Source organism: Amycolatopsis sp. NPDC114484, from assembly GCF_055633755.1.
On the sequence record NZ_JBVKDQ010000006.1, the window covers coordinates 27,602 to 42,329 of the forward strand.

Sequence of the window (14,728 nt, forward strand, 5' to 3'; positions counted from 1 at the left end):
ACCCCCGCCCCAGCGCTCGGCAGCCGCACATCATTCGCCCAGCACTGAATCCCGCCGAAGGCTCAGCTCGACCAATCCCGGAGAAACCACCAGCATGACCAAAACACGCCGCGTCCAGCCCTCCCAGGCCGAGGTCACGCAGGCAGCTCCTCGGGGCCTGTTCGGCGCGCGAGCCCCAGCGCGCCGCTAGTACCGCCAAGCACGCCGTGCCCAACCATCCCCGAGAAGTCGCGCAGGCACTCCTCGACACCTGATCAGCCAGCATCTCGCTCGCCAACTCGCGAACCGCCAGCGCTACCGGAACTCAGTCAGCCGAGGTCAAGCGGGCAACTCTTCCGATGCCCGAGTGGTCAGCATCCCCAAGCCCCGCCAGCACTACCCGAACACACCGCGCTCAGTCAGCCCAGGTCACGCAGGCAGTTCCTTAGGCACCCGATTAGCCAGCATCCCCAACTCCCCAGCCCGCTTGTGCAACCCCGCGAGCCGGTCGATCTCCCGCCGCAGCGACGCGCTGCGGCGCTCCCGCTCAGCCGACCCGGCGATGATCATCTCGCGTTCCCGCGTCAGCTCGTCGGCAAGACTGTCCGCGAGTTCGGTGAAGTGGTCCCGCAACCGTCGCTGCACATGGCGGATCGCGTCGCGGCATTCCTTGCTGAACCGCAGGAACACGTCATCGACATGCCGTTGCGCGGTCATCTTGGCCACCGCCTGCCGACGTTGCAGCCGCATGCCGCCCTCGTCGCTGATCGTCTTCGCCGCGAACGCGACGCCCGCGCCGATCGACACCGGGTTGATCAACGGCAACCCCGCCAACCCGGTCACCAGGCCGAACATCAGCACGCCGCCGTACGAACCGCGCAAGCCGGTGAACGCCTTCTGCCCGATCTTGAACCGCTCGATCCGCGGCTGCCGGACCTCGGCGATCCGGTCGGCGCCGGAGTCGTTCAAAGCCAGTTCCGGCAGGTCGTACTGCGCGCCGAAGCTCACCGCCACCGCCTGGGCGATCCACTCCGCGCGTTCGGCCGCGAACGTATAGGTCGTCTCGACCGCTTCCGCGAGCGTGCTGTCGAGCCACGGCCCGAACTCGTCCCACACCTTCACCGGGTCCCCGCGGTCGAAGGTCTCGTCGATCGTCTCGACGATCTTCCGGGTGCGTTCGCGCAGGTCGTACTCCGCGTCGGACTGCAGGTCGGCGATCTCGTCCGACAGCAGGTTCTGCCAGCGGCTGTTGCGCCGGCGCAGCTCGTCGGCGCGACGTTGGGAGCGTTGCAGCAGCGTCGTCTGGTCGACGCCTGCTTCCTGCCCCGCCGCTTCGGCCCGCGCGCGCAATGTCTCGACCAGTTCCGCTGCCGCCGCGCGCACGCTCACCGCGGCAAGCAACGCGGCCGTGCTCTCAGCCGGCCGCGAAACCTGCGTCGCGATCCAGGAAAGCAGCTCCGGAAATCCGGACCGCACGTTGAGATCTTGATCGCCGCCCTTGGCCGCGGCGAAACGAACCGTCGCGGACACCGGCAGCACCGGCGAGTCGATCCCCGCCGAGGACAACGCGGTCCGGTTCTGTTCGGCGACCGTGCGCCATCCGGCGCTGACATCGATCTTGGTCAGCGCGATGACCACGTGCGGACACCACGTCCGGATGTGATGCGCCAACGCCAGCTCGGCCTGATCCAGCGGAGCGGCAGCGTCGGAAACGAGGATGACCGCGTCGGCGTCCGCGAGAACGTCGAGAGCGGCAGCCGTGCGAGGCGACCTCGGGTCGCCGATCGCCGGGGTGTCGATGAGCACGAGTCCCGCGGACAGCAAATCGCGCGGGACCCCGACCTCGACCCGCCGCAGCGACCCGGCCGGCCGCGCACCGACCTCGCCGGTCAGCTTCTCGATCTCGACCGGGATGCGTTCGTCAGCGCGTCCGACAAGCGTCGCGCCGGGTTCGGCCGCGTACCCGACTTCGATCGGGACCGCGGGCGTCGCCGCGTCGCCGACCGGGCAGACCGGCGCGTTCAGCACCGCGTTGACCAGGTAGCCCTTGCCTTGTTTGGGGAAGCCGAGCACCGCGACGCGCGTGCCTCCCGGCGGCCGGTCCTGACGCCGTCGAAGGCGCTGGGCCAGGTCTTCGCGGCCGTGCTTCCGGCAGGCGTCCGAGGTCTCGGCGAGCACTTCGAGCCAAGCTGGAGCCGTCACGGCGAACCAGTGTCCCCTGTGTACGGGGAGTATCCGAACCGGGTGGTGGCTCCGCGGTCGCACCCAGACCGCGGAGCCACTCCCGAATTACCCTTGCTCAGAGGGAAATGTGCAGCTCGCCGCCGCCGTGCGAGGTCTCCGCACCGGCGTGCAGGTCAAGGCCGAGGCCCTGGTGCCCGAGGTCGGAGACCGTCGAGACGGTGTCGTGCACCATGCCGACGCCAGCGTCGGTCCCGGTGTGCGTCTCGGTCGCGGCGTCGGAACGCTCGGCGTCGCCGTGCGAGATGAGCGAGTGCGCCTGCTGGGTCACACCGTTCACAGCGTGGTTCAGGCCATCGGCGCTGAGCGTGTTGCTCAGGCTGCCGACGTTATCGGTGACAGTCCCGACCGCGTCGCTGACGTGCCCGGCAACCCCGCCGCCAGCCTCGGTCGCGTGGTCGGCGATCTGCGCGCCGGAGTTCGCGACCGGCAGGTCGCTGACGTTGACCGGCGAAGCCGCGGCAAGCTCGCCGCCGACGTGCTGCACCTGCGAGACGGCACCGTCGGCCGCGGCGGCCGCCTGCCCGCTCGCCTGCGCGACGGCGCTGGAGTCCAGCCCGCTGGCCAGGTCGTTGCCCAGGGCGAGTGCACTGGTCGGGTTCTGCACCAGCGCGGTGACCGACGCGGCAGCGTTCTGCACGTCGCCGAGACCCGGCACCGCGGGCAGGGCCGGAGCGGCCGGGATGCCCGGCACAGCCGGAACCGACGGCAGCTCGCCAGCCACCGGCAGCGCCGGAACAGCGCTGGCGACGTCGCCGACACCAGGCAGCGCGCCGACGCCCGGAAGAGCACCGGCACCCGGCAGTTCACCGAGACCAGGCAGCTGGCCAACACCCGGGACCTCGCCCAGACCCGGCACCGCGGGCAGGTCGCCAAGGCCCGGCAGCTCACCGGCCGCGGGCAGCGCCGAAGCACCGCCAGCCACGTCGCTGACGACGGGCAGTTCGCCGAGACCAGGCAGGTCGCCGACGGCCGGCAGCGCACCCGCGCCCGGCAGCTCGCCGAGACCGGGCAGCTCACCCACACCCGGCACCGCCGGCAGCTCGCCGAGACCCGGCAGCTCAGGCGCACCCGCGGACGCCGCCGCGCCGCCGAGCGAAGCGGTGAGCGCCTGCAGCTGCTCGATCGCGCCCTGCGGGCCCTCGCCGAGCGCAGTGGTCAGGTCGCCCGCCTGGGGCAGGTGGCCGAGAGAGGCCAGGTGGTCCACCGGGACGTAGTCGAGCACCAGCGGCGCGACCTCGTTCACGTCGGCGGCGCTGATGTCGCCCAGCCCGGCAGCGGCCAGCGCGGCCTGCGGGTCCTGGCCGAAAGCGGCGAGCGCGGACGGGTCCTGGAGCAAGGTGAGCGTGAAGTCGTGCAGAGTCTGCACCGAATCCATTGGGGGATCTCCACTTGTCGTGATTACGGGGAATGCCCGGCCCTCCCCGGCCGGGCGTGGCGCCCAAGGTAGGGACGGGGCACCCCCGCTCACATCGGGGTTTACACCCAGTCGCGCCTCGCTCAGCCGTTAGGGGGTCGATATGAGATCGTTAGGGAGTTAGGGGATCGGACACGCGGAACCCGGTTGGGTTAAATCCCACCCCACTCTTGCTCGTCTGACCCGAACGGGTGAGGATGCGTATCCGTTCAGTGAGTTACGCCCCTTGGCCGAACCCTGACTGCGACGAAGGGAGGAAGCGGCGGTGCCCTATGTGCTCGGCATCGACCTCGGCGCTGCCCGGACCCACGCCGCGCTCCGCCGCAGGCAAGGTGACCGGTGGGACGATCCCGAGCCGTTGTGGCTGGGCGAGACCTCCCCGGCGACCGCGACCGCACTCTTCCTCGACGACGAGGGTTACCTGCTCACCGGCGACGCGGCCACGCAAGCCGGTGCCGCCGTGCCGTCCCGGCTGATCACCGGCTTCCACCGCCGCGTCGGCGACGACGTGCCGGTATTCATCGGCAGCGAACCCTTCACCCCGGAATCCCTGACGACAGTCTTCGTCGAAGGCATCGCCGACGTAGCGGCCGGCCAGACCGGCGGGCCGCCGCGCCAGCTCGTCGTCACCCACCCCGGTGACTGGGGCGGTTACCGACGCGACCTTCTGCGCCAGTCGCTTACGGAGTCCGGTTTCAACGCGGTCACCCTCGTTCCCAGTGCGATCGCCGCGCTCTACGCCCACCTCCCGGAGCCCGGCGCGGGCGACCGGACGGCCGCGGTGTGCGAGTTCGGCGCGGACGGCGTCACCGTTACTTTGGCGACCGCTTCGGGAGCCAGCGGATGGATCGCCCGGACCAGCACCGAAGGCGTCGCCCCGGGTTCCGCGATCACGACCGCGTTCGGTCTCGCGCAGGCGGCCAACGTCACCCCAGAGTCGCTGGCCGGCATCGTGTTCTGCGGCGAGCCCGGTCAGGGCGCCCGCCCTGGACGCCTGCCCTGCCCGTTTTTCACCGGCCCTCAGCCTGCGGATACGGCCGCCATCGGCGCCGGGATCCTCGCCAGCCAACGGACGAGGCCCCTCGCGCGACGGGAGGCCCCCGCCCCCGAAACCACCTTGCTGCCGCGAGTAGACCGAGAACCCGAACTTCCCGAGAGACCCGAGCGGCCGCCGGTGGAAATCGCTCCGTTCACGCTGCCGGAGCCCGAGGGCGCTGCCAAACTGATGCGTCGCTGGCGACCACTCGCCGCCGCCGCGGCGGTGCTGGCGATCAGCTCCTCGATCCTGATCGCGGTCCTCACGTCACACGAAGCGACCGCGGACAAGGAACCCGCTTCTCCCCGTCCCCCTGTCCTGAGTTCGTGCGCCCACCCAGCCACAACTCCCTCCGGTGAAGGTCACTGTTGAACGCACTGCTGGCGAAAACCGGCAACGACGCCGTCCACCCCGCAGCCCGCCGCCTCCTTGAACAACTCGCCGACACCCCCGCGGCCCCAGTCCGGCTCGTGGTCGTGGCCCCGGGCGGTTACGGCAAGACTGCCTTGCTGGGTGCCCTCGACCGCAGCTACCGCGAGGCAGGCGTCGAGGCCACCGTCGTCGACGACGCCGACCAGCTCGACGACGAAGACCTGACCAGGCTCACCATGCTCGCCACCGCCAAAGAAGGACCGCTCGTGGTGGCACACCGCCCGAACCCTCGCGCACAAGCACTGCGGGCGCTCGGCGAAACGCTGATGCTGCCGCCGCTGACCGTCGACGAAGTCGGCAAGCTCGCGAAACAACTCACCGGCCGCAGTGCGGACGCCTCCGCACTGCACGCAAGCACCGGCGGCGTCCCCCGCCTCGTCGAACGCGTTGTAACCGCCCGTCTCGCCGACTTCCGCGCCGAACTCGCCGCGCTAGACGACGACGTTCTCCGCTACCTCATCGCCGCCGAAGCCGGCGCGGCCCGCAACCTCGACCTGCTCTGTTCCTTGCTGGAGCGCACACCAGACGAATTGCCCGAAGTCGTCGACGGAGCCCGCGCTACCGGTCTCCTCGACGCTGAAGACACTCTCCTGCCTGCCGCCGCCGAAGCAGTACGCGCTTACGGACCGACAGCCCGACGCCTAGCGGTGTTGCAACAACTCGTGGAAGCACAGCTGACTCGCGGCCTACCCGTACTTGACCTCGCGACCTCGCTCCTCGACGCCGGCAGCTCCGGTGCCTCCGCAGCAGCCGCGTTCGCAACCGCAGCAAGCGAAGCACTCCCCACGGACCCGAAGCACGCCGCACGCCTCTTCGAAGCCGCAGCCGAAGCCGGTGCCCGTGACGCCGCGACTACCACTGGCTGGGCCCGCGCCGCCGCGCTGTCCGGTGACCTGGACACCGCCCTCCGCCTAGGCGACGGCATGTTGTCCGGCGAAGACCCCGAAGCGCGGGCAGCCGGTGCCGAGATCGCCGCGACGGTCCTGGCCCACCGCGGCGAACTGGCCCGTACCGCAGAGCTGTACCGCTGGGCTGCAGCCACGGACAACTGGTCGCGTCAACACGCGGCCACCCAAGCACCCGACGCCGGTAGCAACGGCGCAAACTTCACCCCACCAGGCAACGAAAACTCCAACACCACAACAACGGGCCGGCAACCCGCAAACCCCACGCCAGCCAGCTCGACGCACTTTCAAGCCTCCACGGTCCCCAGCGCGAACGCTGCCGGAGCCGCCATCGATCCCGCTTCCGCGGCACCGAGCACTTACCTTTCCAACGGGAATGCCCCTCTCCCGACGTCGCCCCAACAAAGTGGCGAGAGCTATCGCTGGGTGGGCCCTGGCGCGGTCGATGCGTTCGCCACGATCGCCCTCGTCGGAACCGGTCAGACCACCGACGGCCAAGCTGTCGCCACCGTCCCGATGCCGGGCGTCGCGCCGACGTTGTTCACCGGTGCCGCAGCGCGAACAGCGAACGGGATCGTGGAATCGGTGTTCGGTTGCGGGACAGAGGCATTGCCGACACTCGTAGGTGCCGCAGCAATGCTCGAACCGGCGGTCGGCGGCGCGCCACTTCCGGACAGTCCGGCCGCGCTCGCCGCACTCGCCGGTCTGCATGCTGGTGAACTGGCGCTCGCAGAATCGGTGCTGGAACGAGCACTCGCCAGCAGCGTCGGCGGCGACCTGCTTGCCACCCGGCATCGGCTGCTGCTTGGTTGGGTCGCCATGACCGGCGGCCATCTCGCCGCTGCGACTGAACACCGAGACGCTGTTGCTGGCACCAAACTTGAGGCCCGCGACGAACTGTTCTTCGCAACCCTGGAACTCGGCCTCGCCCGGCGAGCGAGCGATCTGGTCGGGTTGCAACAGTCGTGGGAGCGGGCGTATCAGGCGTCCATGCGTCAGCAAGTGGACTTGTTCACGCTGCTGCCGTTGGGCGAATTGGCAATCGCAGCAGCTCGAACCGGTGCGCACGCCAAGCTGTCCCGACGGCTAGAGCGCGCTCACGCCATGCTGGACCGTCTCGGCAATCCTCCTTTGTGGACGGTCTCGCTGTGCTGGCACGAACTGCACGCCGCGATCACCACGGAAGACCGCGCCACTGCCGAACGCCAACTGGCAGCGCTGAATCGCTTCGCGGAGTGCGGCCGCTACCCAGCCGCGCTCGCCCGCGCCGCCGGGTGCTGGCTTTCCGTGCTCAGCGGCACGTTCGATCCGGGAGAAATCTCCGCAGCAGCCGCGGAACTTCACGAGCTGGACTTGTGCTGGGACGCTGCCCGCTTGGCCGGCCAAGCCGCGATCCGCACCTCGGACCGCAAGGCGATGGTCCAGCTCCTCGAAGCAGCTCGGCAGTTCCAAGGCACGACCGGACGTCTTGAATCCTCCACCCCGGCACCGGGCGCTGCGACAGGCTTGAGCGCGCTGAGCGAACGAGAACTGGAGGTCGCCCGCCTGGTAGTCGACGGCCTGACCTACAAACAAGCTGGCAGCAAACTCTTCATCTCCGGCAAGACTGTCGAACACCACATGGCCCGCATCCGAGGCAAACTCGGTGCCGCAGACCGTCGCGAACTGCTCGCGACCCTGCGCGAACTGCTCGCCAAGCCGACCGTGCATTGACTCGTGGCCGGACTCAGTCTCGGCTGGGGCCGAAACGCTCGGTCCGGATCAACTGCGGCGAATGACCCAGGGCAAGCATGATGTCCGCAGCAGTTTCGACGAACCCGGTCGGCCCGCAAATGTACGTGGTGGCATCGAATTCAGCCGGCCATGCGGCGGTGTTCAACGTCGCGACGTCGATGCGCCGCGGAATGCCGGACTGGCCTTCCGGAAGCTCTCGCGTGTAGACGTAAGTGATGTCCAAGCCTGCGTATGGTCGGCGAAGTTCCTCGGCGTAGTACAGCTCCGCCGGGGCGCGCAGCGAATAGACCAGTCGGAACAGTGCCTTGCTGCCGGCTTCGCGACGAGCCCGGATCATCGACATCAGCGGGACAATGCCTGCGCCACCGGCGACAAGCAGCACCGGTGCCGCATCGGTGGGACGCCATACGAACCAGCCCCCGATCGGGCCACGGATCTCGACCGGGTCTCCGATCGCGTATGGGCCGGTGAGGTGCTCGGACACTTCGCCGTCGGCTATCCGCTGCACTGTCAGTTCGATTCGGTCTCCGTTCGCCGGTGCGGCGAGCGAGTAGCTGCGTTGCGCGGTGTAACCGTCAGCTGCGGTGAGACGAACGTCGACGTGCTGTCCCGCTAGATGGCCCGGCCAGCCCGGGATGTCGAAGACCAGGGTGCGCGCGGTCGGTGTCTCCTGCCGGATCTCCGCGAGCCGGGCGACGCGCCACGCTAGTCGCCCTGATACCGCTGTTCCCGCCATGGATCTCCGTAGTCGTGGTAGCCAGCTGTTTCCCAGAAGCCCGGATCGTCCTTCGTAGCGAGTCGCAGCTCGCGTACCCATTTCGCGGACTTCCAGAAATAGAGGTGCGGCACCAGCAGCCGGGCGGGGCCGCCGTGTTCCGGGGTGAGCGGCTTGCCGCCGTACTCGTAGGCGATCCATGCCTGCCCGCTGAGGAGGTCCGCGAGCGGAAGGTTTGTGGTGTAGCCGCCGTAGGAATGCGCCATGACGTAATCAGCGGCCGTATCGAGGTCCCCAACGAGCGCGTCGACCGGGACGCCACGCCAGCGAGTGTCCAGTTTGGACCATTGAGTGACGCAGTGGATGTCGACGGTGATCTTCTCGCTTGGCAACGCCATCAGTTCCGGCCACGACCACGAGCGGCGTTCGCCGCTTTCGGTTACCACCGCGAACTCCCACCGCTCGGTACTCACCCGAGGGGTGGGCCCGGCCGAGAGAACCGGGAAGTCTTCGGCGAGATACTGCCCAGGCGGCAGTCGCGGGTCGCCGCCACGGGCGCGTCCGGTGAAGCCTGGGGTGACGACTCCCATCGCGCTCCCTTCCAGACATACCCGACAGTTCGGCCCTCTGAACGCGAGACTACCCGCGGACCTTCAACCCGAGCGACGTGACAAGAACCGCTGCCTGCTCCGGGGACACGATCGCGCCAGTCAGCGACGCACGAGTCAGGTCAAGCGACGATAGATCGCTCCCTCGCAGCTCAGCACGCGTGACGTCGATGTCCTGCAGTTCCGCCCCAGACAGATCCACGTCGGTGAACACGGCACCCGAGCATTTCGCCTTGGCGAGGTCCGCTTCGCGCATCCGGACACCCTGGAACGTGACTCCACGCAGGTCGGCACCGTTCAATCCGACGAAAGACCAGTCACCGCCCGTTACGCGCAACGGTCGCAGGTCGCAGTCCTGGAATCGGCTGCCGACCAGCTTGCATCCGGTGAACTCGGCGTCGAAGAGATTGCATCCCTTGAACACGCATCCGGTGAACGCCGAGTCGGTGTGCCGCGAAGCGTTGAACTGGACGTTCCCGAACACACAGTCCAGGAAGGTGACACCGCGCGTGACGGCCTCGGTGAGATCGACCTGGTGGAACTCACAGCGCACGAACCGCCGCGTCGTGAACTCCTCCGCGTACCAGTCTTCCCGCCGGTAGACGCGGTCTTCGACCGTCTCGATGCCGGGCGGCTCCGGGTCGTGTTCAGACATTCGCCAAGCCTAGTTCGCTCGCCTGCCGACCGGGTGCTGGACGCGACGTCAAGCGTCTCGCCCCCAGGATTCCGGCTGGTGGTGGCCAGGATGGCCAGGGCCGCTGCGCGTGCCGTGTCGACTGTTGCGTGGTCAACCCTTTCCGCTCCGTTACGCGGCTCATGCCACAGCGAGGAGCGGTCGCCACGGGACAGCCATACGATGGCCGGATGAGCGAAGGCCGATGGTTCGATGCCTGGGTGCCTTGGCCCGAACTGTCGGGCCTGGCCGCCGCGGGCCGGGCACTGCTGCCTGCGGTGCCCGCGACTCCCGCCGCGCTCGCCCGAACTTTCACCGAGCAACTGGTGGGCCGTCGCCTTACGACAACCGTGCAAGGGCACGAAGTCGGCCTGACCCTCACCGAACTCGATTACCCGGCGGACTCGCTTCGCCTGGCCACCGGCCGGGTGGGAGACGTCCGCATTGTCGCGGAAGACGTCGACTGGCCCGTTCCGAGCAGTTCGGAGGCCCCCGTTGAGCACGGCGCTGGCAGCCCTGCCGGCACTGCTGGCTCACCTCGATACGGAGCGGCCGCAGCAGCGTCGAACGCGCGTGGCGGAACGAAGGCCCCGACCACTTCGGGTGCATTCGGTGCGCCTGCTGAGAAGGGCACGCGACCTCCCGTCGACGAGCCGAGGAACACGGACGGCTCACCGGACACGGCTGGTCTTGCGTCTGGTCGCGCCGAGCACCTCGGCGACGACCGAACTGCCGCGCGCCCATCCGGCCCACGAGAGAACACGGCATCATCGGATTCTGTTCAGGCGCACCGTGATCGCCGAAGCACGGGAGCCACACCAGGTGCCGCAGCGCGGAAACCCACCTCGGCACCTGACGCATCAAACGCGGAACCGCGCGAATCCGAACAACCGAATTCTCGGCGGAACTCCGGGCGGCCGTCCACCAGCCGCGAAGCCGACTCGGCGAGTCGGCCAACTGCCGACACGCCTGTGCAGTCAGACGTCGAACGCATTCCGCTGCGCCGCGTAACCGTGCTCGCCAAGGACGTACGGCTTCGAGGATTGCCTTCCCCAGCGGTGATTCCCGGATCTGTCGAACTCGAGATAGAAGTGAGCGGGGCTGTGGTGCGGGATCGGGTTGCCGCGGCACGTCCCGATCTGATCGCGACGCCGCATCCGGAAGGGTTCCGGGTGCGCTGGCGAAAGCATCCGCGCTGGGGGCATTTGACCCTCGTCGCAGACATCGAAGACGAAGCAATAGTGCTGACCCCGGCCGCGCTCCACCTCGGACGGTGGGCGAGGCGTCCGCCGAAGCGGATCCGGCCGATCGTGCTTCCGCTCCCGGATCTGCCGAAAGGGTTGCGGCTGACCGGAATCCGTCCGGACGAAGACGAGCTCGTGCTGACGATCGCAGCCGACGAATGGCCCGGACGGCTCGCCCGGATTCCGTTGCCGGACATGCTGACCTGGCTGACGACAGCGGCAATGACACTGACACTTCCCGGATTCGGATCACGGTCCCTCCCCTGAACCGGCAGCGGCACCCACCGGGCCCCGTCTGGGCCCGAGCAATGGATGAAGCACTGCCGTGATCCAGAGTGCTCGAACATCCGTTCGTAATCATCACTCGATCGGGGATAGATCGAAAACCGTTGGCGCACAAGGGAAACGCGAAATCAGCCGGAAATCCTGTCGGTGCGGTCGGCTAACCTCGGAATCGAGCCGTCAATTCGCTCCGAGGGGATGCCACCGATGACAGTCACCGCAGAACTGCTCCGAAGAAGCCGAAGACCCCGGTCCCATGCCGGGTATCCGCAGGCAAGCACGCGTTCAGAGCGACGCTTGTTCCTCCACCGGAAGGCAGACCTCGAACCGGGTGTCGCCCGGTTCCGACGTCACTTTGATGTCGCCCGAATGCCGTTCCACGACGATCCGCCACGAGATGTCCAGCCCGAGGCCGGTGCCTTCGCCCACGCCTTTGGTGGTGAAGAACGGCTCGAAGATGCGCTGGCGCACCTCTTCCGGGATTCCCGGTCCGGTGTCGCCGATCTCGACGCGCACCTGCTTGCCGACCTGCCAGGTGCGCAGGGTCAGGGTTCCCTCGCCGCCCATGGCACCCACAGCGTTGTCGATGATGTTGGTCCACACCTGGTTCAGTTCGGCGGCGTAGGCGGGCACCCGGTCGATCGAGCAGTCGTATTCCTTGACCACGCGGATACCTTCGCCGAGCTTGCCCGACATCATCACCAGGGTCGAGTTGAGTCCCTCGTGGACGTCGATGAACTGGTGCGGTGCGCGATCCATTTGCGAGTACTGCTTCGCCGCGCCCACGAGCGTGGACACCCTGCTGGTCGAGTCTTCGATCTCGCCCATCAACATCTCGGTTTCGAGCGCGTACGCGAGCCAGCGGATCGCACCGTCGAGCAGTCCTTCGCCCACCGATTCGAGAACGTGGTCGAGGTTCTCCGGGGTGAGCCCGGCCGCGACGAAGATGCTCGCGAGGTCCCAGCCCTGGTCGATGCCGTGGTCGTCGAGCCAGTCGCCGATCTCGTCCTCACGGTCGGCCTGCTGCATCGCGGAGAGCTTGGGCGCGTCGCCGACCTGCTTGACCAAGCGTTCCTGCACGTCGAGCAGCAGCTCGAGCAGATCCGGGTCGATGTCTTTCTTCGCCAGGATCGCCAGCTTGTGCCGCATGCCCGCGACTCGCTCCCGCAGCGCGGCGGTCGCCCGTACTGCGGCCGCGGCAGGGTTGTTGAGTTCGTGCATGAGCCCGGCGGACAGCTCGCCGAGCGCGACGAGCCTGCGCCGCGACGACACCAGAGCGTCGGTGTTGCGCCAGCCGAGGTACATCCCCTCCAGCAGGTGCGCCGCCATAGGGAACCACTGCCGGAATTCGACGGCGAACTCCGCGGCGGGAAGCGTGAGGAAGGTCAGGTCGCTGACCGCATAGATCGTCGCGCCGTAGGTGGCTTCGCTGTCCTGGTACGCCAGGAATTGCGTTGCACCGCAATAGGAACCGCGTTGATCGGACCGCTTCATCTCGACCTCGGCACCGGCCACCACGCGGGTCATCCGCAGCGCGCCGTTGAGCAGGACGTAGAAGCAGGTGGCCGGATCGCCCTCGCGGATCACCACGGAGTCAGCCTTGAACTCCTCGCGCACCGCGTTCTGCTCGATCCAATCGAGCTGGGTGTCCGAGAGATGCTCGAACAAGAACAGGCCGCGCAGTTCCTCGCGCGGCAAGGCGGGCTGAGTCACTGTTCCTCCAAGTAACGGTGGACCAGGGTCACGGCCATGGCGCCCTCGCCGACGGCGGACGCAACGCGTTTCACCGACTGCGAGCGCACGTCTCCGGCCACGAACACGCCGGGCACTGACGACTCCAGGTAATGCGGATCGCGGTCCAGGGTCCATCCCGGTGGCCTACGCCCCTCTTCCACGAGGTCTGGTCCGGTACGGACGAATCCGTGGGCGTCCCGGAGGACGCCCTTCCCCAGCCACTCCGTGCGCGGAGCGGCTCCGATGAAGATGAAGAGGTGTTCGGTGTCCAGTTTCTCGGTCACGCCGTCTTTGCAGACCGTGATGGACTCGAGGTGATCGTCCCCGTGAGCTTTGACCACCGTGGTGTGCGTGCGGACGTGGACGTTCTCGATGGCGGCGATCTGCTCAATGAGGTAGTGCGACATCGACGACTCCAGCGACGCGCCGCGCACCAGCAATGTCACGTCAGTGGCGTGCTGGGCGAAGAACACCGCAGCCTGCCCCGCGGAGTTCGCGCCGCCAACGATGTACACGTGGTCGTTCGAGCACTCAGGTGCTTCCGTCGCGGCGGAGCCGTAGTAAACGCCCCGGCCGGTCAGCTCCGCGATTCCCTCGGCTTCCAGCGCGCGGTAATTGACGCCGCTGGAAAGGATCACGGAGTGCGCGGCGATCTCGGATCCGTCGCCGAAAGTCACGACACGGCTCGATCCGCGCGCTTCCAAGCCCACGACATCGCGCGCTGTGAGCACTTCGGCACCAAACTTCTGCGCCTGGCGGCGGGCTCGATCCGTGAGCTGTGCGCCGGACACACCGTCCGGGAAGCCCAGGTAGTTCTCGATCCGGGAACTGGTTCCGGCCTGGCCGCCGGTGGCCTTGCGCTCGACCAGCACGGTTCGCAAGCCCTCGGAAGCGCCGTACACCGCGGCACCGAGTCCGGCCGGACCGCCGCCGATCACCACCAGGTCGTAAAAGTCTTGCGCGGGCTGGGTGGAAAGGCCCACCGCATTGGCGATTTCGCTTCCCGACGGCTGTTTCAGCACCGTGCCGTCCGGCGTCACCACGACCGGGATGTCGGTCTCGCACGCGCCAGCGGCCTGGAGGAGACGGCCAGCTTCCTCGTCGTCGACCGAATACCACCGGTAAGGCACGGCGTTGCGAGCGAGGAAGTCACGCATCCGGAACGACGGTGCCGAGTATCGGTGCCCGATCAGCTTCGTCTCCTCCACCGGACGGTCGCCGACCGCGAGCCAGGTCTCGACGAGAGAGTCGATGACCGGGTACAGCTTCTCCTCGGGCGGGTCCCAGGGCTTGAGCAGGTAGTGGTCGACGTCGACCACGTTGATCGCCTGGATCGCGGCGTCAGTGTCGGCGTAGGCCGTCAGGAGCGCGCGCCGGGCGTTCGGGAAGAGGTCCATCGCCTTCTCCAGGAAGACGATGCCGTCCATGTGCGGCATGCGGTAGTCGGCGAGGATCGCCGCGACGGCGTCGCCGCGCAGCTTGATCTCGCGAAGGGCGTCGAGGGCGTCGGCACCCGAGTCGGCACGGATGACGCGGTAGTCCTTGCCGTAGCGGCGACGCAGGTCGCGCGCCACCGACCGCGAAACGGCGGGGTCGTCGTCGACGGTCATCAGGATCGGCTGGCTCACACGGCACAGCCTACGGTGTCCCGCCAGCACTCGTGGCGAGCAACAGAACCAGGGACCGGTGCCCGCCACGGCCGCCACCGCGGCGGGCACCGGTTGCTCA

10 protein-coding genes are annotated in these 14,728 nt (G+C 68.2%); 3 read left to right on the top strand and 7 right to left on the bottom strand.

From position 1 onward, the window contains the following. Positions 1-408: 408 nt before the first annotated feature. Complete coding sequence (locus ACZ7SW_RS16925; protein WP_470231334.1) at positions 409-2,181, bottom strand: dynamin family protein; 1,773 nt, start codon at positions 2,179-2,181, stop codon at positions 409-411. 97 nt (positions 2,182-2,278) lie between these two features. Further along, positions 2,279-3,598, bottom strand: a complete 1,320-nt coding sequence (locus ACZ7SW_RS16930; RefSeq protein ID WP_470231335.1) for an IniB N-terminal domain-containing protein — start codon at positions 3,596-3,598, stop codon at positions 2,279-2,281. Between the two features lie 304 nt (positions 3,599-3,902). Here ACZ7SW_RS16930 and ACZ7SW_RS16935 point away from each other — a divergent pair, with 304 nt between their 5' ends. Continuing rightward, positions 3,903-5,045, top strand: a complete 1,143-nt coding sequence (locus ACZ7SW_RS16935) for an Hsp70 family protein (RefSeq protein ID WP_470231336.1) — start codon at positions 3,903-3,905, stop codon at positions 5,043-5,045. After that, positions 5,042-7,723 (top strand): helix-turn-helix transcriptional regulator, encoded by a 2,682-nt coding sequence (locus ACZ7SW_RS16940; RefSeq protein ID WP_470231337.1) that lies wholly within the window; start codon positions 5,042-5,044, stop codon positions 7,721-7,723. The genes ACZ7SW_RS16935 and ACZ7SW_RS16940 overlap by 4 nt, the downstream gene beginning before the upstream one ends. 13 nt (positions 7,724-7,736) lie before the next feature. Here ACZ7SW_RS16940 and ACZ7SW_RS16945 read toward each other — a convergent pair whose 3' ends face one another. The 3 genes from ACZ7SW_RS16945 to ACZ7SW_RS16955 are packed head-to-tail and all read right to left on the bottom strand — an operon-like array spanning position 7,737 to position 9,722. Then, entirely contained in the window at positions 7,737-8,480 is a 744-nt protein-coding gene (locus tag ACZ7SW_RS16945) for a ferredoxin reductase (RefSeq protein WP_470231338.1), read from the bottom strand. Further along, positions 8,450-9,049: a sulfite oxidase-like oxidoreductase gene (locus ACZ7SW_RS16950; RefSeq protein ID WP_470231339.1), complete on the bottom strand. Its 600-nt coding sequence runs from the start codon at positions 9,047-9,049 to the stop codon at positions 8,450-8,452. Before ACZ7SW_RS16950 ends, ACZ7SW_RS16945 begins: the two co-directional genes overlap by 31 nt. 49 nt (positions 9,050-9,098) lie before the next feature. Further along, positions 9,099-9,722 carry a pentapeptide repeat-containing protein gene (locus ACZ7SW_RS16955; protein WP_470231340.1) on the bottom strand — a complete coding sequence of 208 codons (624 nt, stop codon included), beginning with the start codon at positions 9,720-9,722 and terminating at the stop codon, positions 9,099-9,101. A gap of 989 nt (positions 9,723-10,711) precedes the next feature. On the opposite strand from ACZ7SW_RS16955, the gene ACZ7SW_RS16960 reads away from it, so the two are divergent. After that, on the top strand, positions 10,712-11,251 hold the full coding sequence (locus ACZ7SW_RS16960) for a DUF2993 domain-containing protein (protein ID WP_470231341.1): 540 nt from the start codon (positions 10,712-10,714) through the stop codon (positions 11,249-11,251). Positions 11,252-11,551: 300 nt separating this feature from the next. Here ACZ7SW_RS16960 and ACZ7SW_RS16965 read toward each other — a convergent pair whose 3' ends face one another. Continuing rightward, a complete protein-coding gene (locus ACZ7SW_RS16965) occupies positions 11,552-12,979 on the bottom strand; it encodes an ATP-binding protein (RefSeq protein ID WP_470231342.1) in 1,428 nt (475 codons plus the stop codon). Next, on the bottom strand, positions 12,976-14,628 hold the full coding sequence (locus ACZ7SW_RS16970; protein WP_470231343.1) for an NAD(P)/FAD-dependent oxidoreductase: 1,653 nt from the start codon (positions 14,626-14,628) through the stop codon (positions 12,976-12,978). Before ACZ7SW_RS16970 ends, ACZ7SW_RS16965 begins: the two co-directional genes overlap by 4 nt. Between the last annotated feature and the right edge of the window lie 100 nt (positions 14,629-14,728).

What these genes read in the sequence shown, in the direction of transcription:
- ACZ7SW_RS16930 (WP_470231335.1), bottom strand. Translation starts at nt 3,598, where the DNA reads ATGGATTCGGTGCAGACTCTGCACGACTTCACGCTCACCTTGCTCCAG.
- ACZ7SW_RS16945 (WP_470231338.1), bottom strand. Translation starts at nt 8,480, where the DNA reads ATGGCGGGAACAGCGGTATCAGGGCGACTAGCGTGGCGCGTCGCCCGG.
- ACZ7SW_RS16950 (WP_470231339.1), bottom strand. Translation starts at nt 9,049, where the DNA reads ATGGGAGTCGTCACCCCAGGCTTCACCGGACGCGCCCGTGGCGGCGAC.
- ACZ7SW_RS16955 (WP_470231340.1), bottom strand. Translation starts at nt 9,722, where the DNA reads ATGTCTGAACACGACCCGGAGCCGCCCGGCATCGAGACGGTCGAAGAC.